Source organism: Psychrobacter sp. Ps7 (assembly GCF_022129225.1).
Taxonomy (GTDB): Bacteria; Pseudomonadota; Gammaproteobacteria; order Pseudomonadales; family Moraxellaceae; genus Psychrobacter; species Psychrobacter immobilis_A.
Genome location: NZ_JADQAH010000049.1, coordinates 1 through 24648, shown reverse-complemented (window position 1 = coordinate 24648; position 24648 = coordinate 1). Strand labels below are relative to the sequence as shown.

Annotated in this window: 19 protein-coding genes; 13 read left to right on the top strand and 6 right to left on the bottom strand. The window is 44.0% G+C overall.

All coding sequences use genetic code 11. The features are described 5' to 3' along the window. Nucleotides 1-271: 271 nt before the first annotated feature. Together I3257_RS12895 and I3257_RS12890 are read left to right on the top strand one after the other, a co-directional pair. The gene (locus I3257_RS12895) at nucleotides 272-598 is read left to right on the top strand and encodes a hypothetical protein (RefSeq protein WP_238050004.1); all 327 of its coding nucleotides are present in this window, start codon (nucleotides 272-274) and stop codon (nucleotides 596-598) included. Continuing rightward, complete coding sequence (locus I3257_RS12890; RefSeq protein WP_238050003.1) at nucleotides 595-2040, top strand: DUF4041 domain-containing protein; 1446 nt, start codon at nucleotides 595-597, stop codon at nucleotides 2038-2040. The genes I3257_RS12895 and I3257_RS12890 overlap by 4 nt, the downstream gene beginning before the upstream one ends. A 110-nt stretch (nucleotides 2041-2150) precedes the next feature. On the opposite strand, the gene I3257_RS12885 is transcribed toward I3257_RS12890, so the two are convergent. After that, a complete protein-coding gene (locus I3257_RS12885; protein ID WP_238050002.1) occupies nucleotides 2151-3752 on the bottom strand; it encodes a GMC oxidoreductase in 1602 nt (533 codons plus the stop codon). Between the two features lie 392 nt (nucleotides 3753-4144). Here I3257_RS12885 and trpB point away from each other — a divergent pair, with 392 nt between their 5' ends. The 3 genes from trpB (at nucleotide 4145) to I3257_RS12870 (ending at nucleotide 7937) form a co-directional block, all read left to right on the top strand. After that, complete coding sequence (trpB, locus tag I3257_RS12880) at nucleotides 4145-5371, top strand: tryptophan synthase subunit beta (RefSeq protein WP_238050001.1); 1227 nt, start codon at nucleotides 4145-4147, stop codon at nucleotides 5369-5371. A 218-nt stretch (nucleotides 5372-5589) separates the two neighbouring features. Further along, complete coding sequence (locus I3257_RS12875) at nucleotides 5590-6492, top strand: DMT family transporter (RefSeq protein WP_201540872.1); 903 nt, start codon at nucleotides 5590-5592, stop codon at nucleotides 6490-6492. 341 nt (nucleotides 6493-6833) lie between these two features. Continuing rightward, a complete protein-coding gene (locus tag I3257_RS12870) occupies nucleotides 6834-7937 on the top strand; it encodes an alkene reductase (protein ID WP_238050000.1) in 1104 nt (367 codons plus the stop codon). Nucleotides 7938-8075: 138 nt separating this feature from the next. Here I3257_RS12870 and I3257_RS12865 read toward each other — a convergent pair whose 3' ends face one another. Continuing rightward, on the bottom strand, nucleotides 8076-9044 hold the full coding sequence (locus tag I3257_RS12865; RefSeq protein WP_238049999.1) for a pirin family protein: 969 nt from the start codon (nucleotides 9042-9044) through the stop codon (nucleotides 8076-8078). Nucleotides 9045-9339: 295 nt separating this feature from the next. Then, nucleotides 9340-10656, bottom strand: coding sequence for an NAD(P)/FAD-dependent oxidoreductase (locus I3257_RS12860; protein ID WP_238049998.1), 1317 nt, complete (start codon nucleotides 10654-10656; stop codon nucleotides 9340-9342). A 527-nt stretch (nucleotides 10657-11183) separates the two neighbouring features. Here I3257_RS12860 and acs point away from each other — a divergent pair. The 7 genes from acs (at nucleotide 11184) to I3257_RS12825 (ending at nucleotide 18296) form a co-directional block, all read left to right on the top strand. After that, entirely contained in the window at nucleotides 11184-13145 is a 1962-nt protein-coding gene (gene acs / locus I3257_RS12855) for an acetate--CoA ligase (RefSeq protein ID WP_060490294.1), read from the top strand. A gap of 230 nt (nucleotides 13146-13375) precedes the next feature. Further along, the gene (locus I3257_RS12850; RefSeq protein ID WP_238049997.1) at nucleotides 13376-14569 is read left to right on the top strand and encodes an NAD(P)-binding protein; all 1194 of its coding nucleotides are present in this window, start codon (nucleotides 13376-13378) and stop codon (nucleotides 14567-14569) included. Between the two features lie 79 nt (nucleotides 14570-14648). After that, the gene (locus I3257_RS12845; RefSeq protein ID WP_109591139.1) at nucleotides 14649-15077 is read left to right on the top strand and encodes an MgtC/SapB family protein; all 429 of its coding nucleotides are present in this window, start codon (nucleotides 14649-14651) and stop codon (nucleotides 15075-15077) included. Nucleotides 15078-15211: 134 nt separating this feature from the next. Continuing rightward, the gene (locus I3257_RS12840; protein ID WP_238049996.1) at nucleotides 15212-15463 is read left to right on the top strand and encodes a hypothetical protein; all 252 of its coding nucleotides are present in this window, start codon (nucleotides 15212-15214) and stop codon (nucleotides 15461-15463) included. A gap of 132 nt (nucleotides 15464-15595) precedes the next feature. Continuing rightward, complete coding sequence (locus I3257_RS12835; protein ID WP_227675952.1) at nucleotides 15596-15832, top strand: hypothetical protein; 237 nt, start codon at nucleotides 15596-15598, stop codon at nucleotides 15830-15832. Nucleotides 15833-16622: 790 nt separating this feature from the next. Beyond that, nucleotides 16623-17294: a CDP-diacylglycerol--glycerol-3-phosphate 3-phosphatidyltransferase gene (gene pgsA / locus I3257_RS12830; RefSeq protein ID WP_045443785.1), complete on the top strand. Its 672-nt coding sequence runs from the start codon at nucleotides 16623-16625 to the stop codon at nucleotides 17292-17294. 228 nt (nucleotides 17295-17522) lie between these two features. Next, nucleotides 17523-18296 carry a hypothetical protein gene (locus I3257_RS12825; RefSeq protein WP_238049995.1) on the top strand — a complete coding sequence of 258 codons (774 nt, stop codon included), beginning with the start codon at nucleotides 17523-17525 and terminating at the stop codon, nucleotides 18294-18296. Between the two features lie 85 nt (nucleotides 18297-18381). Here the strand turns inward: I3257_RS12825 and I3257_RS12820 are convergent, their stop codons facing one another. Next, nucleotides 18382-18876: a pyridoxamine 5'-phosphate oxidase family protein gene (locus tag I3257_RS12820; RefSeq protein ID WP_238049994.1), complete on the bottom strand. Its 495-nt coding sequence runs from the start codon at nucleotides 18874-18876 to the stop codon at nucleotides 18382-18384. A 465-nt stretch (nucleotides 18877-19341) separates the two neighbouring features. Here I3257_RS12820 and purL point away from each other — a divergent pair, with 465 nt between their 5' ends. After that, nucleotides 19342-23340: a phosphoribosylformylglycinamidine synthase gene (gene purL, locus I3257_RS12815; RefSeq protein WP_238049993.1), complete on the top strand. Its 3999-nt coding sequence runs from the start codon at nucleotides 19342-19344 to the stop codon at nucleotides 23338-23340. Nucleotides 23341-23667: 327 nt separating this feature from the next. On the opposite strand, the gene I3257_RS12810 is transcribed toward purL, so the two are convergent. After that, nucleotides 23668-23886 (bottom strand): hypothetical protein, encoded by a 219-nt coding sequence (locus tag I3257_RS12810; protein WP_238049992.1) that lies wholly within the window; start codon nucleotides 23884-23886, stop codon nucleotides 23668-23670. 55 nt (nucleotides 23887-23941) lie between these two features. After that, nucleotides 23942-24648 (bottom strand): IS3 family transposase (locus tag I3257_RS12805; protein ID WP_238049991.1); only part of this gene is annotated, 707 nt, incomplete at its 5' end.

The following is a 24648-nucleotide window of genomic DNA, read 5'->3' as shown; positions in this document are numbered from 1 at the left end:
GCGAGGTTAAACCAAGGGTTGGTGACGGCAGATTTTAAGATGCGCAGTTTCATTACTTATCCTTTTTCTTGAATAATTATTCTAGATTGAGTGTTATCAATAGATACTGTCATTGTTGCCGATGCGTGGTTGGAATTCAATGGCTGTCTGGTAGGGAGTATGGTTTTGGGGTTAACTTATATAGGTTGTGCAAATGTTTTCTACGAAATATAGGAACTAAGCTACCCGAGTTGCTACAATGTACAAAAGTAGATTGAATCAGGGTTAGCTTATGGCAAAAATAAAATTTATTCCGATTGCTAAAAAGGCAATTAGAGGTTATCAAAAGGTTCAACGTGAACAAGAACGCCAAGCAAAGCGAGTTCGCACGGCAAGGTTGCGACAAGAAAAAACTAGGTTAAGAGAAGAGAGTCAGAGAAATAAAGAGTTAGAAAGGCAGCGTATTCAACAAGAAAAGGCTTATAAACGCGAAGAAATTAAAGCTGAAAAAGAGTATCGAAAGGAAGTTGTTGAGCGCGGAAAAATAGCGCTAGCAATGCGAGCTGAGGCGCGTGAGCAGCTCAAAGAAAGGCTATTAGATTTGGAGATGGTTTTATGACAGGGATTGATATTAGTGTTTTTATCGTTGTTTCTACGATTACATTTATACTTGGCTTTATTGTTGCACACAAGCGTTTCACCCATAGTCTAGGTTCACTCAATGCTATTAAAAAGCAGTTCACTCAATGGTATGCAAAGCTTGATGTTGTAAAAGATGAGTTGTCGAAGGCTAATAAGGAGATAGAGAAACTAAATGTAGATATAGAACAAAAACAAAGATTGCTGAATCAATTAGAGAATAAAACTAACGATCTACAACGTATAGAAGCTAGTCGACAGACTATAGAACGAGCATTTAGCCAACTTCCTGATAAACAGAAAAATTTATCAGATTTGGAAGCTCAACTTGAAGAGCTAAAGAGTGAGCTATCGCTTTATACAGACATGAAAAGCTATGTAGATTACGGCTTTTATCCATTACCTGCTTATGGGGAAGCAACTAGCAAAGCATATAATCAAAAGCTTAAATCTATTCGAGAAGAGCAAAAAATAATGCTTCGACATGCTACAGCATATACGTATCCAGATCATATAGAGATAACAGGTAATGCCACATACGACAAAAGCTTAGTAAAAAATCAAGGTAACTTATTGATTCTTGCTTTCAATAGCGAAAGTGACTATTTAATTAGCAAGATAAACAGTAACAATTATGAAGCCGTATTAACTAGAATAGAGAAACTTGCAGAGAAGTTGGAGAAGCGCTTAATTAGCTTAGAGATTGGTATCTCTTTGGACTATGTAGAATTGAAGATGCAAGAATGCACTGTGTATTATCAATATAAATACCAAAAAATTGCTGAAGCTGAGGAACAGCGTGATATTAACGCTCAAATGCGTGAAGAAGAAGCAGCTGATCGTGAAATACAGCAAGCCTTAAAAGAGGCTAAGAGAGACGAGCAGATGGTAAGAGAAGCCATGAATAAAGTACGTAAAGAATTAGCGTATGCGTCTGCCGAACAAAAACAGCAATATGAGTTCCAACTGCAAGAGCTTACTGAGAGATTAGTAGAAGCAGAGTCGCGTAAAGAACGTTCTTTGTCAATGGCACAGCAAACTAGACGAGGGCATGTATATATTATTAGCAATGTCGGTAGTTTTGGTGAAGATATTTATAAAATTGGCATGACTCGTCGACTAGAACCCTTAGATCGTGTTAAGGAATTATCGAGTGCATCTGTACCATTTGTTTTTGATGTACACGCTATGATTTATAGCGAAGATGCACCGGCCCTAGAAAAAGAATTACACAGTTATTTCGATTTAGCATCGGTTAACAAGGTCAATAGTCGTAAAGAGTTTTTTGAAATTACATTACAAGACATTCGTGACTATGTAGAGAGTGCTGGGCTAGAGGCTCATTGGACGATGGCTGCTGATGCAACTGAATACCGTCAGAGCTTATCGATTCTGGAGCAACGAATGGAACTTGCTGCTTAAAAATCCAGTTTATTAAATCAGAAGTAATAAGCTGTAAAATTTATAGGTGTCACTATCTATTTTCAAAAATATAGTGACGCCTTTTTTATATGTAATTTTAAGTTTATCTTTTATAAAGAAAAATCTTCCTTCAAAATAGCCGCCATATTACGCTCAGCAAGTCCCGTGATAAACACATACGGATTAACCCCAGCGCTACCGGGAATTAACGCGCCATCTTGCACGTAGATATTTGTATGCCCTTTTACGCGTCCAACTTCATCAGTCGCCTTACCCAATACACAACCGCCAAGCGGATGATAACAGAAGTTATCGCCGAAGCCTTTGGTGAACAATAAGCTTGAAGTAGAGCCACCATTTACTTTGGCGAGTTTTTCGATCAGCTCTTTGGCAGCATTTACTGAGTACTCATTTTGCTCGCGTTTCCAATTTAGTTTGACGGTTTTGGTGGTCTTATCATAGTAATAGTTACCGCGTTCTGGATTGTCAGTGATGGCGAGATAGAGCGTCGTCCAAGTCTCAAGTCCTAACGGTAATGGCGCGAGTTCGGCAAAGATTTTGTACTTCGAGCCGTCTCTATCACCGTCCCACATATTAATACCTTTGACCGGAATGGTGGATTGGGTGGTGCCAGCCGCGTGGACGAAATTGCGTCCCGTCATGATGTTACCGTTTGGCCCCCAATGTTGACCAATATGCTCGTTTAGCTTAGTAAGGTTGCCTTCAGCTTGGCTTTTTAATAAAAGCTCTGAGGTGCCCGTACTGCCAGCATTAAGGAAGAGCTTATCGCAAGTGTAATGCTCAATTTTATCCACGCCGCCCGTCATATTGATGACATGGACTTCTAAACGCAGTTGGTCGTTATCGAGCGCTTGAATAGTATTAACTTTGCGCAAGGTTCTGACCGTGACATTGCCCGTGGCTTCAGCGTCTTTTAAGTAGGTTAAATCCAGTGAGAACTTGCCAGCGTTATTGCCATAGATAACTTCACCGCCGAGCGCGGATTTATACACTTCGCCGCGGGCTTCTTTTTGCATATAGTCAAAATCGTAGCTATTACCGAAAAACTCTGTTTTTAGTCCCGCCCTTGAAGCTTGGCGTTCAGCTGAACGAGTAAATTCGTAATGCTCGGACTCATTGAAAAATGACTCAGGGATTTGGCTGACTTTTAATTCTCGCATAGCACGCGGGAAATAAGTGTCGTACATCTCATCAGCATCAATCCAAGGGAACGTTTCTTCAAAGTGCGAGCGTCTTGGCTGAATGGCAATCGCGCCATTGACGATAGAGCCGCCGCCGTAAGCACGCCCAGCGAAGACTTTCATATCCTCATATTCGATTAAATCTAAAACTCCAGGATATTTTCTGATAGGAATTGGAATCGGGATAGGGGCGTTTGGCATATTGCTAAACCAGCTTGAGCGTTTATCGGCGCTAATCATTTTGCAAAAGGTATTATATTCGGGGCTTCTATCCCAGCGCATCCCCATCTCAAGGATTAAAACCTTGTGACCTTTTTCGCTGAGTCGTAGTGCCGATACCGCACCGCCATAGCCACTACCAACGATGATATTAGGAAAATGCCCAGCTTGGATGACTTTACTCGGTAGCTTTGGCTGCTTGGCAAGCATTTGGCAACCACTCACCGCAGCGGAGGTGCTGATAGCGCCTAAGCTTAAACCCATGGCTTTAATCAGTTGGCGTCGTTGCATGGTGTATCCTAATTTGATATTTAAGCTAAAAAGCCCGTATGAAATAATATTAGCTTTCGACCGCAAAGGTGCGCTAAGCCAAGCGAGCATCATATTAGCAAACATATGTTGCGTTATTATTTCAGTCACACGATTGCTGTAATACTTATAGATAAATCAGGCTTTCATTCAACGATTATTCTTGCCAGATTTTAGTCAATGTCTTAGCCAGTCACTTAGTCAATTGTTTTTAGAGTGACGTGTAAACTTGACCGAATAGAGAATTTCGCTTATTATCTTGTTTCAATGTACTAGAACACAAATACATTCAATTATTCTTGTCCTTAAAAAAGCTAAATCATTTGGCAAAAATGCCAATACTAATACTCCATTTAAAACGATAAGGCTTAACTATGACAACGCAAAATACCGCCACTGGCTACGGTTTACATCAATCAATTTTGCCCAATGACGATGGTTTATATGGCGAATTTGGTGGCAAAATTGGTCATCCTGAGCTGGCCAAAGCCATGGCAGAAATCGAAGTGGGTTTTCGTGAAATCATTAAAGACGATGATTTTATCGCTGAGATGAAGCGCTTGCGTGAGACCTATGTTGGTCGTCCAAGTCCTATTTATCATGCGCAGCGTTTGACGGAGCATTGCGGTGGCGCGCAGATTTATTTTAAACGTGAAGATTTGAATCATACGGGCGCGCACAAGATTAATCACTGTTTGGGTGAAGTGTTATTAGCCAAAAAATTAGGCAAAACCAAAGTGATTGCGGAGACGGGTGCGGGGCAACATGGCGTAGCGTTGGCAACGGCAGCGGCATTGATGGGCTTGGAGTGTGAGATTCACATGGGTGTGGTCGATATTAAAAAGGAGCATCCAAACGTCAGTCGTATGAAGATTTTGGGTGCCAATATCGTGCCAGTCTCACGCGGTGCAGGAACGTTAAAAGAAGCAGTTGATAGTGCTTTTGAGACTTATTTGAATGAGCTTGATAGCAGTATGTTTGCGATTGGCTCGGCACTGGGACCTGCGCCCTATCCTGAAATAGTCAGCTACTTTCAATCGGTGGTCGGACATGAAGCACGGGCGCAGTTCTTAGCGACGACGGGTAAGCTACCTAATAAAGTGGTTGCTTGTATTGGCGGCGGTTCTAATGCTATTGGTATGTTTAGCGGCTTTTTTGATGATAAAGATGTAGAAAAAATAGGCGTGGAACCAGCAGGCGAAGGTCTGGATACTCCTAATCATGCGGCGACAATGTCGCTCGGCGTGAAAGGTGAGATTCATGGTTTTAAATGCTACGTGCTGCTCGATGAAAAAGGCGAGCCAGCTCCTGTACATTCGATTGCCTCCGGTCTTGATTATCCTGGGGTTGGACCACAGCATTCGCATCTGCGAGATTTAAAACTGGCCACTTATGAGTCGGCGACTGATGCTGAATGTCTAGAAGCGTTTATGGCATTGTCGCGCCTTGAGGGTATCATTCCTGCCTTAGAGTCGGCACATGCCATCGCTTATGCAATGAAAATTGCCAAGGATATGTCAGCGGATGAGACGATTTTGGTCAATTTGTCAGGGCGCGGCGATAAAGATATTGACTTTATTTTGGATAAAGTGAATTTGTAGAAGAAATCAGCGATAAATACAGAAAATACAACATCAATCGAGCAATTAAAAAGTTATCATCGAGGTTTTTTTATCACACGATACTTTTTACGACTGAGCCTTTTATAGCTGCGCTTTTATGATGAATTTATTGATAATAATCATTTCATAACGAGAAGTTCATAAATAGCCATTTTATAAGTAAGGAGCAATCGTCTAACGCTTGATAGGATCACCCCATGTCTAACCGCGACCTCATTATTTTTATCACCTTATCCTTTATGTGGTCGCTGTCTTTTATTTTTTATCGTATCGGCGTGCCTGAATTTGGCTCGTTAGCTTTTGCGAGCCTTCGTGTGGTCTTGGCTGGGCTGACCATGCTGGTTTTTGTTTTGATCAGCCCAAAAAACAGAGAGGGCATACGGGATAATTGGAAAGTGTTGACGCTGGTTGGATTATTTTCTGCGGCTATTCCCTTTATCCTGTTTGCCTTTTCAGCGCGCTCGGTAAACGCAGGGGTGTTGGCGGTGCTTAATGCGTCTGTGCCGATGATGAGCGGTTTCATCGCCAGTACCTTTTTTAAAGACAGGCTGTCAAGAACACAAATTCTCGGTTTAGTCATCGGTGTTATCGGTGTGATTATTTTGATGAGTGAAAACTTATTTGGCGGTAGCGGGCAGGGCGCTGAGTCAAGTTCAGGGTTGCTGCCAATGGGCTATGCGTTATTGGCCTGTGTCGGTTATGCCGTCGGTGCCAATATCACCAGAAACTATTTATACAATGTCTCACCAGTCGCTATTACCGCAGGTTCGCTCATCATTGCCAGTATTATCATGTTGCCGATAGCAGTCTATGAATTCCCATATGGTAAAAGCATTAGCCTTACTGCTTGGGTTTCTGTCATTTGTATTGGCGTCTTTTCAACTGCCATTGCCTTGATTTTTATGAATCAATTGATAAAAAGTATTGGTCCTATGCGTGCAACCAGTATTACCTTAGTGATTCCGATTTTTGCGATTATATTGGGTTACTTATTGCTTGGTGAAGCATTGGACACACCTGCGATCATCGGCTCGATGGTGATATTGTTTGGCACTTACTTGTCTTTAGAGTTGTCCATTAAAAAGATGCTCAAGTTGTAAAAATCTCGATTGGGTCTTCGTTCAACACGCCCTAAGTAAACTTTTGACTGAGAGGTTATGAGTACATGTTATTTATAGATAAGATTATTTTACTATTTATGTTTTTAAATGATTAAAGCCATTCGCTTAATAGGCTAATAAGAGGCGTTGAATAATGAGTATTATCAATACCGATATCATGCCATATTGATATTTTTATTGGTCATTTTTCCTTGGAATTATCACGTTTGCCCCCTATAAAGACTACGGCTTATAAATAGCGTATTAAAAAACGAGCGCGCTATTTATTCATTAATAACAAACCAATCATTATGGTTTTATAACAACAAACAAGGCTTTTTATGGCACACGATAATTTATTTGAACCCGTAAAAATGGGTACGCAAACCCTAAAAAACCGCATCATCATGGCACCGTTGACACGTCTGCGTTCAATCGAACCTGGTGATGTACCGACGGCACTTGCTGGAGAGTATTATTCACAGCGTGCGAGTGCTGGGCTTGTTATTACTGAAGCGACGCAGGTATCTTTTCAGGCAAAAGGCTATGCTGGCGCGCCGGGTATCCATACCCAAGATCAAATCACTGCGTGGAAAACCATCGTTGATAATGTCCATGCCAAAGGTGGCAAGATTGTGGTGCAGTTATGGCACACAGGATTGGTTGCGCATGAAAGCGTGCAGCCTGATGGCAAAGCGCCGATCTCAGCGTCTGATGTGCATGTCGGTGTGCGTACGTCACTTCGCGATAGCAACAATCAAGCCATCCGTGTTGAGGCGACTACGCCACGTCCAGCGACACTTGATGAGATTAAGCAAGTCATCGCTGATTTTGCCCAAGCGACCAAAAATGCTAAAGAAGCAGGCTTTGATGGGGTAGAGATTCATGGTGCGCATGGTTATCTATTGCATCAGTTTTGGGTTGAGCAAACCAACCAGCGTGATGATGAGTATGGCGGTAGCCGCGACAACCGTGCGCGTTTAACACTCGAAGTCATCGATGCTTGTGTTGATGCGTGGGATGCTGATCATGTGGCTATTCGTATCTCGCCACTTGGCACGTTTAACAATGTAGAAGCAGGCTACAACGAAGACGAAAACATCTGGCTAGTTGAACAGATCAACAAGCGTGGTTTGATGTATTTGCATATCTCTGAGCCTGATTGGGCAGGTGGCACGCCTTATAGTGATGCATTCCGTCAGCGTGTCCGTGATGCTTTTAATAATATGATTATCGCTGCTGGTGGCTATACGGCTGAAAAAGCGGAGAAAAATATCAAGGAAGGCTATATCGATGCGGTTGCTTTTGGCCGTGATTATATCGCCAATCCTGATTTGGTTGAGCGTATCCGAGAAGGGGCGGCGCTCAATGAGCAGCATCCAGAGAGTTTTTATGGTGGTGGTACTGAAGGCTATACCGATTATCCATTCCTTAACCAAGCATAGTGGATAATCAGCTGCCCTTATGATTAGCTAACCTTAAGGTGTGTTAAAAACACCCTCAGCGTTAGCCGATACATAAGCACATAATAAAAAGCCACCTGACGCAGACTGTCAGGTGGCTTTTTGATGCCTGTATTTTAACTATTTAACAAAGTTGCCCGTTTGGTAATCCCGAAACGTTTGGCGGAGCTCTTCTTGGGTGTTCATTACAAAGGGTCCATAACCTGCGACTGGTTCGCCGATAGGTTCGCCGCTCAATAGTAAAAGCTTGACTGGTGCTTGCTCGTCATTTTCGGTAGCAGGATAATGCAGCTCAATGTTATCAGTAGAAGGTTTTTGCTGAGCTTGCCCATCAGTGCGGTGCTGAGTTGGCGCATCAAATTGAATCAAATTGCCAGCACTGACTGACGTACCATTGACCAGTAGTTCACCTTCTTGTACTAGCAGTAGTGTATTGTGGGTGTTGGGCACTTTTAGCGTCGTCGCGCCCGCAGTATGCAGCTCAATATTCCATAAGTTAATCGGAGTAAAGGTATTTGCCGCGCCTGTGATTTCTTGCCACGCACCAGCAATGATAGCCGCCTTACCAATCGTCGTTTGGTGGTCAGGGTTGCTGCTGTCGATCAGCTCGACGAGAGGCAGATCTGCCCGTTTGATGCTTTGATAGTTTGGGTCGGTCAGTTTGTGCGCACTTGGCAAGTTAACCCACAGTTGCACCATACTAAAGACGCCACCGCGTTGACCGAAAGCCTCCGAATGAAACTCTTCGTGCATGATGCCACGACCTGCGGTCATCCATTGCACATCGCCTTTTTGAATAATCCCTTGCCCACCTACTGAATCGGCATGACTGATTTCACCTTCGTAGGCGATAGTGACGGTTTCAAAGCCTTTGTGTGGATGCTGTCCGACTCCATGCGGCTGTGTTTTATAATTGGGGTTCGGATCAAAGGTCGTTGGTTTGCCATAATCGAATAATAAAAAAGGGTCGGTATGGCTATAATTAAAATGAGGATTATCGTCAAGATGGTTGATTAAGGTCTTTACATAAAAGCCGTCACCTACCCAGTGCGGCGCTTTATCACCATGAATATTTTTAATAGGACGCATTTATTACCTCGTCAGACGAAACATGTTTTTTAATAAAAAAGTTCTGTTAAGTTACGCTACATTTATAGCTACCTATATTGTGTTTATTTTAATAATTTATCAAGGGCTAATATAGATAAAAGGCAACTTAAGTAGAATAAAAATAGGGATATCTCGTTAGGGGGTGTTGGACATTCAGACATGGCAATGTTTATAAATGCTGTTTATAAGTGCTATCTGTAAGCGCTATCTGTAAGTGCTGCCGATAAGCACTGTTTATGATTAAACAATGCTAAATCGTTATGATTAAATGAGGCTAAACCACTTCACCGCAGACAAAGCCACTGGCCCATGCCCATTGGAAGTTATAACCGCCAAGCCAACCGGTAACATCCAGCACTTCACCGATAAAGTATAAGCCCTCCTGCATGTTGCTTTGCATGGTCTTTGAGGAGACTTCATCAGTTTTTACGCCGCCGCGGGTCACCTCAGCGGTACGATAGCCTTCTGTACCAGAGGGTTTGAGCTGCCAGCCATTCAAAGTCGCGCCAAGTTCCGTCAGCCGCTCATCTTTAATATTGGCAAGTTCGGTGTCTTTGATATCCTCCCAAAGGTGCGTTTGTAGCGCGGCAAGCAGTTTTTTTGGTAGCTTATTACTGTCATCGCCACTATCGGTATAATCCGCGACGACCGTCCGAATGAGTTGCTTTGGGTGTGATTTTTTGTGCGCAAGGAGCAGCGCTGTCATGTCGATATTTGGCAGCAGGTTGATACTAATGGTCTCGCCAGTGTGCCAATAGTTTGATAGTTGTAGCATAGCAGGGCCTGACAGCCCGCGATGGGTAAACAACATAGGTAATTTAAAAGAGATACGCTGATTGCTAGCGATGACTGGCAAACTAATACCAGCCAAAGATCGAATAAGCTCACCCGTTTTATCCGTAAAGGTAAAAGGCACTAAGCTTGCATCGGTTGCGATCAGCGTGTGCCCAAATTGCTGCGCCAATTCATATCCTAAACCACTGGCTCCCATCGTTGGAATAGACAGTCCGCCCGTGGCGACCACGAGTGACTCACAGCGGTAGCCTGTTTGCGGCAGTTTGGTTTGATTGGCGGATTCTTTTCTCTCTTGCTTTTCCTTTTTGCTAAGCTGCTTGCTAGTCAGAAATTCAAATTTGGCGTTCTTGTCATTTTCGATAGCTTGTACACTGTCAATCTGTGCATTCAGCTTTACTTGTACGCCAGCTGCCGTACACTCTGCGAGGAGCATGGTCAAAATATCTTGCGCTGAATCATCACAAAATAGCTGACCGTGTTCGCGCTCATGGTAAGGGATTTTATGTGCTGCCACCATACCGATAAATTCCCAGCTGGGATAACGACTGAGCGCGGATTTACAGAAATGCTGATTGGCACCGATAAAGTGCTCAGGCTCCACATAATAATTGGTAAAGTTGCAGCGTCCACCACCTGACATGAGGATTTTTTTCCCCGCTTTATTGGCATGGTCTAATACCAGTACGCGGCGACCACGGCGACCCGCTGTCAGCGCACAGTATAGCCCTGACGCGCCAGCGCCGATGATGATGACATCATAGTGGGTGTATTGTGATGCATTGCGGTGATTGCTCATGGTCGTCTCATAAAATAATAGGTTTAAAAAACCAGCCACCAAATTCGTCATCGAATCAACAACAGAGTCGATTGCTTATCTTTGTAGCAGCAGGTCAATAAGAGGGTTTGGTGAAGGGTGTATTTTGGCGTCGTATCTAGCGTGTAGCTATTGTCCATATTTCATACAAGGTTACAAGGATTAAATGTCATATCATTATCTGATATATGGACGGTGATGCCTTTATTTATGCCAAAATCAAAATTTGTGCCAAAATCAAAACATGTTTTAAATTGGCCAACACCAATAGTAAAAGCGAGTAGATGCAAAACCACACCTCGTCAATGAATTTTATCATGGGTGAGCAAGTATACCGCTATATAGGCATATTGTTATGAATGGCTGTTGATACCTTGCAACCGTTCTGCTTATTTGTCAAACTAACCGTGAGTGTCACACATTATGGAAGATGGCCCTTATCACCTGTACAGGCAGTCGTTTTCGACCGTTATGCGTGCAGGTCATAATAATTAAAAAGGACAAATACGATGACTCAAAAATCATTCCCCATTGCAGCCGAATTTATCGCTGCTGCCAATACTACCGCTGAACAATATCGCGAAGACTATGAAAAATCTATCGAATCACCTCAGGCTAATGATGCTTTTTGGGCGAAGCGTGCCGAGCTGATCGATTGGATAAAAAAACCGACCAAAATCAGCGACGTTAACTATGATTTGGATGATTTTCGCATAAAATGGTTTGAGGACGGCGAGTTGAATATCTCTGTCAACTGTCTCGACCGACATGTCAAAAAAAATCCTTACAAGCCTGCCATTATTTGGGAGGGCGATCACCCTTCACTGCACAAAATCATCTCCTTTAAAGAGCTGCATCAAGCGGTCTGTCGCTTGGGTAATTCCATGCGTAAGCTTGGGGTCAAAAAAGGCGATCGCGTGACCTTATATATGCCGATGATACCTGAAGCAATGATAGCGATGCTGGCATGTACGCGTATTGGTGCTGTGCATTCCGTGGTCTTTGGTGGCTTTTCTGCTGAGAGCTTGGGTAATCGCCTGATAGACAGTCGCTCAAAAATCATCATTACGGCTGATGAAGGCTTACGTGGTAATAAGCATACGCCGCTCAAAGCCAATGTCGATCGGGCGCTAGATATGGATGGCACTGACAGCGTGACCAACGTCATAGTCGTTCATCGTACGGGCAACTCTGTGCCGATGAGTGGTCGCCGCGATGTTTGGTATCATAACTTGGTCGATGGCGAGTCAGAACATTGCGAGCCAGAAGTCATGAATGCCGAAGACCCGCTATTTTTGTTGTATACCTCTGGCTCTACTGGTAAACCTAAAGGTGTGCTGCATACCACGGGCGGCTATATCACCTATGCTCTCTCTACTTTTAGAGATGTGTTCGATATTAAAGACGATGACGTCTACTGGTGTACTGCGGACGTAGGCTGGATCACAGGTCATACCTATGCAACCTACGCACCGCTTGCCAATGGTACGACGACGGTGATGTTCGAGGGCGTACCAGAATATCCCACATGGGCACGCATCGGTCATATTATCGATAAGCACGATGTGACCATTCTGTACACTGCACCGACGGCGATTCGAGCGATGATGAAGGAGGGCGATGTCTTTGTGCGGGAGTCGGATCGTTCAAGTTTGCGGTTACTCGGAACAGTCGGTGAGCCGATCAATCCCGAAGCATGGGACTGGTATTACCATGTCGTCGGCGGCGGCAAATGTCCGATTGTAGATACTTGGTGGCAAACTGAGACAGGCGGCATCCTCATGGCACCGATACCAGGCACGGTCGCCCTCAAGCCGGGTGCAGCGATGAATCCTTTGTACGGTATCAAACCAGAGATTGTTGATAGTGACGGTACTATGCTAGAAGGCTCTGCTGAAGGAAACCTAGCAATTAACAGCAGTTGGCCGGGGCAAATGCGTACTATTTATAATGACCATGAGCGTTTTTTACAGACGTACTTTAGTGAGTATCCCGGTTATTATTTCACTGGTGATGGGGCGCAGCGTGACGAAGATGGACATTATTGGATCACGGGTCGCGTCGATGATGTGCTTAACGTCGCAGGGCATCGTCTGGGAACAGCAGAAATTGAGAGCGCCGTGGTCGCGCATCCTGCGACAGCGGAGGCCGCCATTGTCGGGATGCCGCACGAGATTCGCGGCATGGGCGTTTGTGCCTTTATTATTCTAAAATCGGGTGAAAAAGAGACAGAGGCGCTAAAGGCTGAGCTGAATCGACATGTTCGCGCTGAGATTGGTCCGATTGCCAATTTGGATGCTATTCATATCGTTGAAGCGTTACCCAAAACTCGCTCGGGCAAAATCATGCGCCGTATTTTACGTAACCTTGCGGCAGGTCAATATGTTGGTTTGGGTGATTTGTCTACTCTTGCGGATAGCTCGGTGATTAATCAGCTGGTTGAGGTAGTCAAAGCTGCGCGAGGAGAGTAGGCTAAATTATCGATTAAAAGCACGTTCAGTAAATAGATGATTAGCGTTCAGAAAAGTCATGTTATGAAAACTAGCATGGCTTTTTTACGCAGACGATATTGATATCAACAAACTTTAAAGGTTCAATACTTTCTATAACCATCTTATCTAACGATAACCATATTATCTAAAATATTCCTACTATTATCACTCCCTTTTTTATCAAACATTATATGAGGCCTGCTGTCATTATGACCAATCACTCTTTGCCCGCTGTCGTTACAGAATCACCAAAAATCGCTATCATTGGTGGTGGTTTGACGGGGCTGTTTACCGCTACATTATTAGAGCGCGCCTTTGCTCAGAACATAGCACAAGATAGTGCGCAAACACCCTTACCGCAAATCACTGTCTTTGAAAAGTCACGTAGCGTAGGGCGTTTAGCCACTCGATATCGTACTGATAGTCACACTGGTAAAAACTGGCAATGGGCATTTGGGGCACAGTTTTTTACGGCTAAGACGGCAAATTTTAAGCAATTCATTACGCCTTGGTTAGAGACGGGATTGCTACAGCCATGGTGCGCGCAGGTGATCGATTTAACACCAGCGAATCATGATACTCAATCGCCTGATATCCAAGCGCCCGATATTCAGAGTAAGGAGCAATGGAACACCACGCAAGCCCGCTATATCAGTACGCCAAAAATGACCAGTTGGGGGCGTACACTGGCTGATGAGTTGCAGTACAGTACTATAAAATTTAAAACCCGCGTTGCGCCATTGGCTCAATATGACAGGTCTATAGCGGCAAAGGTTGATAAAAAAACTGAGCTATTTGATGAGACTGGTGCGAGTCTAGGGTACTTTGACTGGGTGATATGTACCGCGCCAAACGGTCAGACCATAGAATTAATGGCAGAGAGCGGCTTTGCTGAGCAAGCCAAGATTTCTAAGCCAAAAATGCTGGCGTGCTATACGCTGATGCTGGGTTGGGATAATTTTGATACATTACCAAAAATGTTAATCGCTCAAGCAGCGCCACGCTGGGATGTGGCTTATCTGGATGGCTCTATACTCGATAGAATATTTATCGAGCACCAAAAACCTGCTCGCGATGACCTGCTACCCAGTGTCACTATTCATGCGCGCAACGACTGGTCAGAGCAGCATGTCGATGACGATATGGAGACGATCAAAGCGCAGTTATTAACAGCTGCCAAGCAAGCATTGAATTGGAATGATGAGCATGCTCCTAGCCAAATAGATTGCCATCGTTGGCGCTATGCCGCCACTGTTTCTGATAGTGATAAAAAAGCATTAGGCATCTTGATAGACGAGTCTCATCAATGGATTGTCAGTGGTGATTGGTGCGGACAAGGCAATATCGAAAGTTGCTATCAAATGGCGCAACAAACGGTTGAAGCAATCAACAAAGCAAAGTGATGGCGAAAGTTTACTTAGCGACTGCGCTATCCGAAACTGGACTTTAAGGGTGTTTTCTTAATATGAAAAGGTGATAACAATGTTTGGATTCGATATAGATTTAGAGCTGATGGGCTATCATTTTTTCCAGTTGGGCATCGCCTTTATATTGTCATTACCGATTGCCCTTAATCGTGAGATGAAAGACAACGGCGCGGGGTTAAGGACGTTTCCACTGGTAACCATTGCGTCATGCGCGTTCATGTTGGTTGGTATGGATATTTATGATGCTACTGGTGAAGCGAGAATCATGTATGCCATCATCACAGGTATGGGATTTATCGGTGGTGGGGCGATTTTTAAAAATGAAAAAGGCTCAAAAGGTACTGCCACGGCAGCGAGCTTATGGAATACAGGTGCCATCGGTATTTCGGTGGCTTACGGTCGTTATGAGATTGCCATTATATTATCGGTCGTTGGCTTTTTGATTTTGCAATTTTCAGAGCCCTTTAAAGTTAAAAAATACTAAGCGATGGGTGCGACGGATTAACCTGCATGTACACTTAAATACTAAAGAGACTATAAATCAATACTATATAGATATTTCTATATCTATATGATATAGCAAGAAATCTATAAATTGTTGAAAATAGAGGATAGTTTATGAGTACCAGATTGAGAGGAAGTGGGCTGACTTGTGCCATGCTCGCACGAGGGGATAAGCAGGTTTTATGCGCGGTCAGTAATGAGAGCGACGAGCAGGCGATGGCTAGTATCGATAGCACTGAATATGATTCGCTAAGGCACATTATTTCTTTTGAAAATGATAAATTCTCCTGTAAAGAAGGCGTTGAATGGCAATGCGCCATACCAGTAAAAAAAGTGGAACTTCTTTATGATGATCTAAATCTATAGCCGCTTATAACTGAAAATTTGTGTATTAATTTGTAATACTTTAATTGAAAATAAAGCTACCCAAATTGCTAATAAACAGTTATATTCGTATAACATAATATACAAAATAGTACGAAGTTAGAGGTGAATATAGTGCTTAGAGGAAGTGAGCTGACTCGTGTAATGCTTGAGCATGGCTGCCATGAGATATGGTGTGCGGTAGATGATAATAGTGATGAAGAAGCTATGTGTGATCAAGATTCAAACGATTTTACTGCCCAAATCGTGTCTTATCATAACAACAGATTCTATTGTACTGCTGGTACTGCGTGGCTATTCGCTGTGCCAATTAAGATAACGGCGATGACACTTAGTGATGTAAAGCTCTAAATACCTTTCTTTGTCTAATTAAGCCATCGCCGACTCATCATTTGTATTATAAAAGCCCACCTTATGGTGGGTTTTTCCTTATAAGCAATATGCCGCTTCTTAGATTATTGCTCAAACGATACAGATTTTTGCAGATGGTTATACTTGTATATAATAAAAACCTTTAACCAAGCATGAATTACAGGCAAAAAAAGAGCCCACAGAGGAGGAACTGTGGGCCGAGGAAAACTGATCGTGTAAAGGAACTACAGAGGCAGTGGTTGTGACCTATTGTTATTATGAGTTTTTCTATATTAATTAATATTAGGGTGGTGGTGATTAATTCAATAACTGCATATATTTACTTACATATTTAAGTGTACAAGTGTTTTTATCAGAATCGCTATCATAGCGCAATTGGCAGCGGTTTGGCTATTTTGGTTACATGACATTACGTTTAGAGCTTATGAGAGAGAAAATTAACGTCGTATTTCATCTCCAGTAGATGAGTCTTTTAGTCGTGTCATATCTAACATTGAAAAATGCGTATCAAAGTTTTGTAGTTATATATGAAAGATTGATTAATTTTAATAGTCATTTCACTATAAAAATATTACTGCGTTAACCTCGCTTGAAGTATTAAAGATACATCTACACTCGGATGTCTTGTACTATTTTTAAATTCAACCGACTGTTTTTAAATGCAACTGACTATATCGATAACTGAATAGCTAAAGAGATGGCATGACGACCTGCGTGAAAAATGCTAAGCTATCTACCATTAATATGTCTATATAAAACTGGGTTTGCCATGACTGAGAATACGCATTTGCATACGCAGGAGCCGCAAAATACCAAGAGTATTTTTAATTTGCCTAATAACCTTACTATCGCGCGGATTTTAATGATTCCGCTATTTGTCGCGATTGCTTATTGGCCACCTGCTATGGGAATTGGCATGCCTGCCATCTCAGACAATGTGATTGCGCGGGTCGGTATGAGCGAATTTAGTGATAGCTTGTTACGCCATTTACTTTTGACTAGCGTTTTTATTATTGCAGCGATTACTGATTGGCTTGATGGATATTTTGCCCGTAAGCTTAATGTTATGTCAGCCTTCGGTCGTTTTTTAGACCCTGTCGCTGATAAGTTAATGGTGGCGGCGGCGCTTATTATCTTGGTGCAATGGCATCCCAATATTATTATGGCAATCGCCGCGATTGTGATTATCTCGCGTGAGATTGCTGTGTCAGCGCTACGTGAATGGATGGCAGAGTTGGGCAAAAGTACCAGTGTGGCAGTGTCGTATGTCGGCAAGCTAAAAACGACATTTCAAATGGTGGCTATTACGGTACTCTTATTAAACTGGGAGTCGCTCGAAACGATCGGTTATGTGCTGATGGTTGCTGCCGTTATTTTGACTTTGTGGTCGATGATGATTTATCTCAAAGCGGCTTGGCCGTACCTAAAGCAAAGCGGGTAAATATATAACGCAGATATGGTCAACAAACAACATAGACCATAAAAAACGCCAGTCGCATCAGCCACTGGCGTTTTTTATGGTCTACTTAAAATGCTGCTGATGTTGCCTATTTGTCTTAGACATTGTTTGTAGGGTTGATATATACTCGAAATTATTAGGGTCTGTTGAACAAAATACAAGAGAATTGGTCAAGCTATCATGAAACGGCATTCAAATAAGGAAATAAGCATGACATTACATCAGACACAGTCGGGCGCTGCCGTATTATTGTTGGCATTATTAACGGGGTGTTCTTCTGGCTCAAACATGCAGGAAGAGTCCACCTCAACCATTCAGCGAGAAAAATCTATCCAAACAGACGCTACTGCAGAACGTTCCACTCAGGACGCGGCAGAATCGGAGCGTTTGGGGACAAAATGGGGCGATGACGTTAATTCAGAAGTGACGACTGTTGATCTGCGCCGTACGAGCAGTGAGCCTATCGAGCAGATGCAAATCCGTTATGCAGACAAAGCCTATGATGGACGTGCGGTTAATAGCATATCACTACTGGCGGGCAAGGTGGATTTTTCGATGGAAACTGACACAGATACGTTATCGATCTATCGAGATTCGGGCAATTACTACGTGCAAGGTCAAGCGGGTCAGGCCTACCGTTTGGTGTATCATAATAACAGCGACAACACTTATGAAGTCGTCGCTAGTGTCGATGGAATCAATGTCCTCAATGGCAGTGCTGCCAGTCGCTATGACAGTGGATATGTGCTAAATCCACATGATAATTTGGTGATTGAAGGTTTCCGTAAGAGCCAAAGCTCAGTAGCTTCCTTTATATTTAGCAAGCCAGAAAGTGCCTATGCTGCCAATACCAGATCAGGTTCTATCAATAACACCGGTGTAATAGGTACAGCAGTTTATGGTCTATATGATCCATCTAAGCCGAAGCCTCAAAAGCCGCAAGCTTACCCTGCGGACAATGGTTATGCAAAACCGCCACAGTAATGCCTATCAATAGATAAAACATAAAGAAACGCCAGTCGCATTAGCCACTGGCGTTTTTAATTTTGCTATTTCTGGTTTAGATAACTTATAACGTCACTGAGTTATTTTCACCCAGATTGGTCGCTTTTTTGCCGTCCATTACTGCAGCAGTGGTCATCTTAAACATATTGACGACCGAGCTACCACTGAGCCAATATTCAGCGCCGTGTGGTACGACTTTAATCAGCTGTACATTTGGATCTTCTTTACCTTGCTCATAAAAAGCATTGTAGATCGGCGACCATAGCTCGTCTAATTTCTCTTGGTCTTCGACCAGTTCCGCTTTACCATTAATTGAGACATAATTTTTGGCGTCTTGACTGACATAAGCCAAGTTTACTTGCGGATCTTTCTCAATGTCGCTGACGGTTTCGGTACTCTTGTCACCGATGAACCAAATCTCTTTTGCACCGAGGCTCGTCTCGCTCGTTGTCATTGGGCAGGCATGCAAATGGCCTTCGTGGGTACGAGTTGTCATCATGGCAAACTTGATGTCTTTTACTAATTCTTGCACTTTATTGATATGGTCTTGTCTACTCATAGTAAATTTCCCTTTCTTTATTTTGATTAAGTCGTAGTGATCAAATAGTTGATTGTTTATAGTAGTTTTTATTCAGGCTAAGCGTTTTTCAAATTAAGCGTTTTCCAAGTATCGAAAACCAGATGAATTGAGAAAAACGATCGTCGCCTTAACAACTGAAACTAGAATACCTAGTTGTGACCTTGTGTTTATATAGGTTGCCCGTAAGGCGATGTGAGGGTTTGTAAGGATTATAAGCTTTAGGTAAAAATTGTGACGACATCGCTGTTAAGTTTCTGTTGTGAAAGTAGCCTGTTGTAAAAGTAACAAGGGTTGCAACGATGGCAAAGATTTCACTATTATGGAATAGCAACCATCAGCAATTTATCTTGGTTTTGACCTGCTTATTACAGGGCTTCTTGTTATAATACCCAGACCATTTACTTTGCATGGCAGAGATGCCTTGATCTTACGGATTATGCCTTTATGATGACCATCGCCGGACAACCGTTTCTTACCGATTTTCAGACGCAGCAACTCATCAGTCAGTTTCAGCAAAAAACCGAGCTAAATGTCAGCCAAATCCATACCCAGCAAGTGTATGTGTTATCACGAGAACTAGAAGGTGATGAGCATAAAAAAGCATTAGACTTACTTGCTGTCGATAGTAGCACTGTCCTTGAAGCCCCCAAAAGCAATCAGTTACAAGTCATCGTAGGTCCACGTTTTGGCACGATTTCGCCATGGGCAAGTAAAGCGACTGATATCTTTAATAACTGTGAAATTGCGATCAATCGCGTCGAGCGTGTCGTTGTCTATACCCTAACAATCGATGGTGAAGTCAGTGAAAAGCTATCGACTGCCGCTGAGCAGGTGTTGTTTGATCGTATGACGCAGAGCTTGGTCTATGATTTGAGCGATGTCAGTAAATTGTTCGACGATCAAGCGCCAGCATCACTGAATCATATCGATGTCATCGGACAAGGTCAGTCGGCGTTAGAATCAGCCAACACAGAATTCGGCTTTGCGCTATCTGTCGAAGATATTGATTATTTGATGAATGCGTATGTCAATGAGCTAAAGCGCAATCCAACGGACGTTGAGCTAATGATGTTTGCACAGGCAAACTCAGAGCACTGCCGTCATAAGATTTTCAATGCTGAGTGGACAGTCGATGGCGAAGTACAGCCAAAGTCACTGTTCCAGATGATTAAGAATACTTATAAAGCCAATCCACAAGGTATCTTGTCGGCCTATAAAGATAACGCCGCGGTAATGGCAGGTTCTGAGGGTATGCGTTTTTATCCTATCCCGACTGACGCGATGGATGCCAATTCAATTCATCCTTATGACTTTCATCAAGAAGAAATCGACATTTTAATGAAAGTCGAAACCCATAATCATCCAACCGCGATTGCCCCTTATTCGGGTGCGGCGACAGGTGCGGGCGGTGAGATTCGTGATGAAGGCGCGACTGGTCGTGGCGGTAAGCCAAAAGCAGGTCTAACAGGCTTTCATGTATCACACCTACATATCCCAGAGCTCGCTGAAAAATGGGAGCAATCAGGTCAAGTAAGTACACAGGATTATGGTACGCCAGATCGTATGGCAACCAGCCTTGAAATTATGACTGAAGCGCCACTCGGTTCAGCCAACTTCTCAAACGAATTTGGTCGTCCTAATCTATGTGGTTATTTCCGTAGTTTTCAGCTTGATACGTCAGCGGCAAAAGACGGTAGCGAGATGCGCGGCTATCATAAGCCAATCATGCTGGCAGGTGGTTACGGTAATATCAAACGCAACCTCATTGAAAAAAACGCCATTCAACAAGGTGATTTATTAATTGTCCTTGGTGGGCCTGCGATGCAAATTGGTCTAGGCGGTGGTGCAGCGTCTTCCGTTGATAGTGGTTCGCTTGATGAAGGATTGGACTTTGCCTCAGTTCAGCGTGACAATGCTGAGATGGAGCGTCGTTGCCAAGAAGTGATGGATCGCTGCTGGGCGCTGGCTGGTAATGACGTAGATGCCAGTAATAACGGTAAAGATGGTAACCCTATTGTCTCACTACATGATGTAGGGGCGGGCGGTATCTCTAATGCAATGCCTGAACTGGTCAATGACCATGAGATGGGTGCGATACTAAATCTGCGTAAAGTTCCATCGTTAGAAGCCGGCATGTCACCAATGGCCATCTGGTCAAACGAAGCGCAAGAGCGTTATGTCCTTGCGATTCGTCCAGAAAGCGAAGCCCAATTCGATGCCATCTGTGCGCGTGAGCGTTGCCCGTATGCCATCTTGGGAACAGCCACGGATGTGCGTCAGCTAGTCGTTGACGATACCTTGCTCGCTGAGCAGCCTGTCGATATGCCGATGCAAGTATTACTCGGTGGTACGCCGAAGATGAAGCGTAGCTTTGAGCGTCATGACAACAGCTTACCTGCATTAGAGTTAGGCGATGTTAATTTAGCTGAGTCTATCAAAGACGTGTTGCGTCACCCAACGGTCGCCAGCAAATCATTTTTGATCAGTATTGGTGACCGTTCTATCACGGGTATGGTAGTCCGTGATCAGTATGTGGGTCGCTATCAAGTGCCTGTATCAGATTGTGCTGTGACGGCGTCAGGCTTGATCGCGCTCAATGGTCAGGTGATGAGCGGTGAAGCGATGAGTATCGGTGAGCGTACACCAGTTGCCCTAATCAGCCCACAAGCCTCAGCACGCCTTGCAATTGGTGAAGCGATTACCAACATCGCTGGTGCGCGTATTGCTCAGTTGTCTGATATCACAATGTCGGCGAACTGGATGGCAGCCTGTGGTGATGATGCCGAAGACGCAGCATTGTTTGACGCTGTCTATACCGTCGGTGAAGAGCTGTGCCCAGCACTGGGTATCGCTATCCCAGTCGGTAAAGACTCGCTATCAATGCGTGCCAACTGGACTGACAGCAGTGAAGCAGGTGAGACGGATAAATCAGTCGTATCACCAATGAGCTTGGTGATTACTGCCTTTGCTCCTGTGGTTGACGTGGCAAAAACGCTAACCCCTGAGCTAATCAATGGCGACAGCGCGTTCTACCGTATTGACTTGTCTAAAGGCAAGCTACGTCTAGGCGGTTCAATCCTTGCGCAAACGCTGAGCCAATTGGGTAACGATTGCCCAGATTTGGCACAGCCAAGCGACTTGGTTGATTTCTTCAACTTTATCCAAGCAGGTAATGCACAAGGCGTCATCAGCGCCTATCACGATATCGGTGATGGTGGTCTACTAGCGACTATCGCTGAGATGCAGTTCACCAGCCGTCAAGGCATCAAGCTGTCATTGACGGATGATAACTTACTCGGTCAGCTGTTTAGTGAAGAGCTGGGTGCAGTCATCCAAGTATTGCCAGAAAACGTCGCTGCTTTAATGCAATTGGCAGAAGAGTTTAACGTTGCTGATATGCTGAGCCTCGTGGGTCAAAGCTCAGAAGAAGACAGCTTACTTATCCAAACGCCAACGCTCATGGGTAATGACACTCTCAGCTTTAGCCGTACTGAATTGCAGCAAGCGTGGACTCAGGTCAGTTATCAGATCGCGCGTCGCCGTGATAACCCAGCGTGCGTACAGCAAGAGTATGACTTAATCGCTGATGCAAGCCATCAAGGCCTGATCGCTGCTCCAAACTTTGATTTGAACCAAAAAGTTGAAGAACCATATTTAGCCAGTCGTGAAAGCAAACCAAGAGTCGCTATCTTGCGCGAGCAAGGCGTCAACGGGCAGACAGAGATGGCAGCAGGCTTCACGCAAGCTGGCTTTGAAGCGGTCGATGTACACATGAGCGATCTACTGAATGGTCGTATCAATCTACGTGACTTCGACGGTCTGGTCGCTTGTGGTGGCTTTAGTTATGGTGATGTACTGGGCGCAGGCTCTGGTTGGGCAAACTCTATCTTGTTCCATGACGAGTTACGTATGCAGTTTGTCCGCTTCTTTGCCCGTCCTGAGACCTTCTCGCTAGGTGTCTGTAACGGTTGTCAAATGATGGCTCAGTTAAAAGACCTCATCCCAGGTGCGGACAACTTCCCACGCTTCATCGCTAACGAGTCAGCTCGTTTTGAAGCGCGTACGGTCAATGTGAAAATCGAGCGTACCAAGTCTATCCTGTTCAAAGGCATGCAAGACAGCATCTTGCCAATCGCTGTGGCGCATGGTGAAGGCTATGCCACACTAGACAACACAGAGATTGACGGTATGGCCAAACACGGTCAGCTTGCGATGCGTTATGTCGATAGCCAAGGTCATCCAACTGAGACCTATCCGCTCAATCCAAACGGTTCGGTCGGCGGTGTCACGGGTCTGTGTAGCACTGATGGTCGTGTGACGATTATGATGCCACATCCTGAACGTAACCTAAAAGCCTATAACCACAGCTGGAAACCAGAAGAGTGGGATGAAGACGGCGCGTGGATGCGTATGTTCCGCAACGCTCGTGCTTGGTTAAGATAGGCTAAGGCTTTTTAGAGTATTGTTTTAGACAGCTGTTTTTCAAAATAAGAAGGTGGGCGTAATGCTCACCTTTTTTGTGTTTGGGATTTGAAGATTGAATTTTGAGTATTTAGGGTAGGTTGGTGTGGAGCTTTCGACACCCAACGATTTTAGGGGAGCTATTTCCCGCCTTCCACTTGTATCTGCCAGTCTGGGCGCGGCGATGGCTACGGTTTGGGTCGTCGCTTGCTTCGCGTCGCCACCCCAAAACCTAGCCATCGCAACTTGCCCAATCTAGCAGGATACCGCTACAGTCGGGGCTAAAACGCACCTCAAAGCAACTAGTATCTATTGATGAAGGATCACTTCTTGCTCAGTAAACCAGTTTTCAGAAACAACATAATCTTTAACAGCTTGTGGATTTTCTGAATAGACGACAATAGCTAAGCTTTCTTGAGCACGACTACAAATAACGTAGAAGAGACGGCGCGTTCTATCTAATACCGTTTCCTTACCTTCTAATATATTTTTTTTATCAGTAGTAGATAAAGGTGTGGCTTCAAGCATTTTTTCATATTTAAACTGAACCGCCCCGACTTTATCGGAGAGTGATTTACTTGAGTCAGGCAGCGATGCCTGACAGGGTTAAATTATCATAATACCGCTTTTCAAACTCAAAGGGTGACACATATCCAATCGTGCTATGCAATCGTGTTCTATTAAACCAATCCCCCCATTCAAGGGTTGCTAGTTCAACATCGTTCACACCAGTCCAGTTCTGTTTTAAATAATGAATCACCTCAGACTTATAAAGCCCGTTGACCGTTTCAGCTAATGCATTATCGTATGAATCGCCTGTCGTACCGACAGAAGCTATAACACCGCATGTAGCCATTTTATCAGTATAGCGAATGGATAAATACTGAACCCCTCGATCACTGTGATGAATCACATCTTTGGGATAGTTTCTATCTGCTATTGCTTGATTTAACGCCGCCATCACCATATCTGTGTTCATACGATTAGATACTTTCCAGCCCACAATAGCGCGAGCAAACACATCAATAATAAAAGCGGTATACACCCAGCCGCTTATCGTCTTGATATAAGTAAAGTCTGCCACCCAGAGCTGGTTAGGGCGATGAGCGCTAAAGTTACGATTGACTAGGTCATCAGCACGCTTTTGATCATCACGGCTGTGAGTTGTTATTTTACCCTTACCGCGCCAGACACCTTGTAGGCCATGCTGTCTCATTAAACGCTCTATGGTACAACGAGCAACCTTTAACCCGTCAGCTTTCATCTGCTGCCATACTTTACGCGCACCGT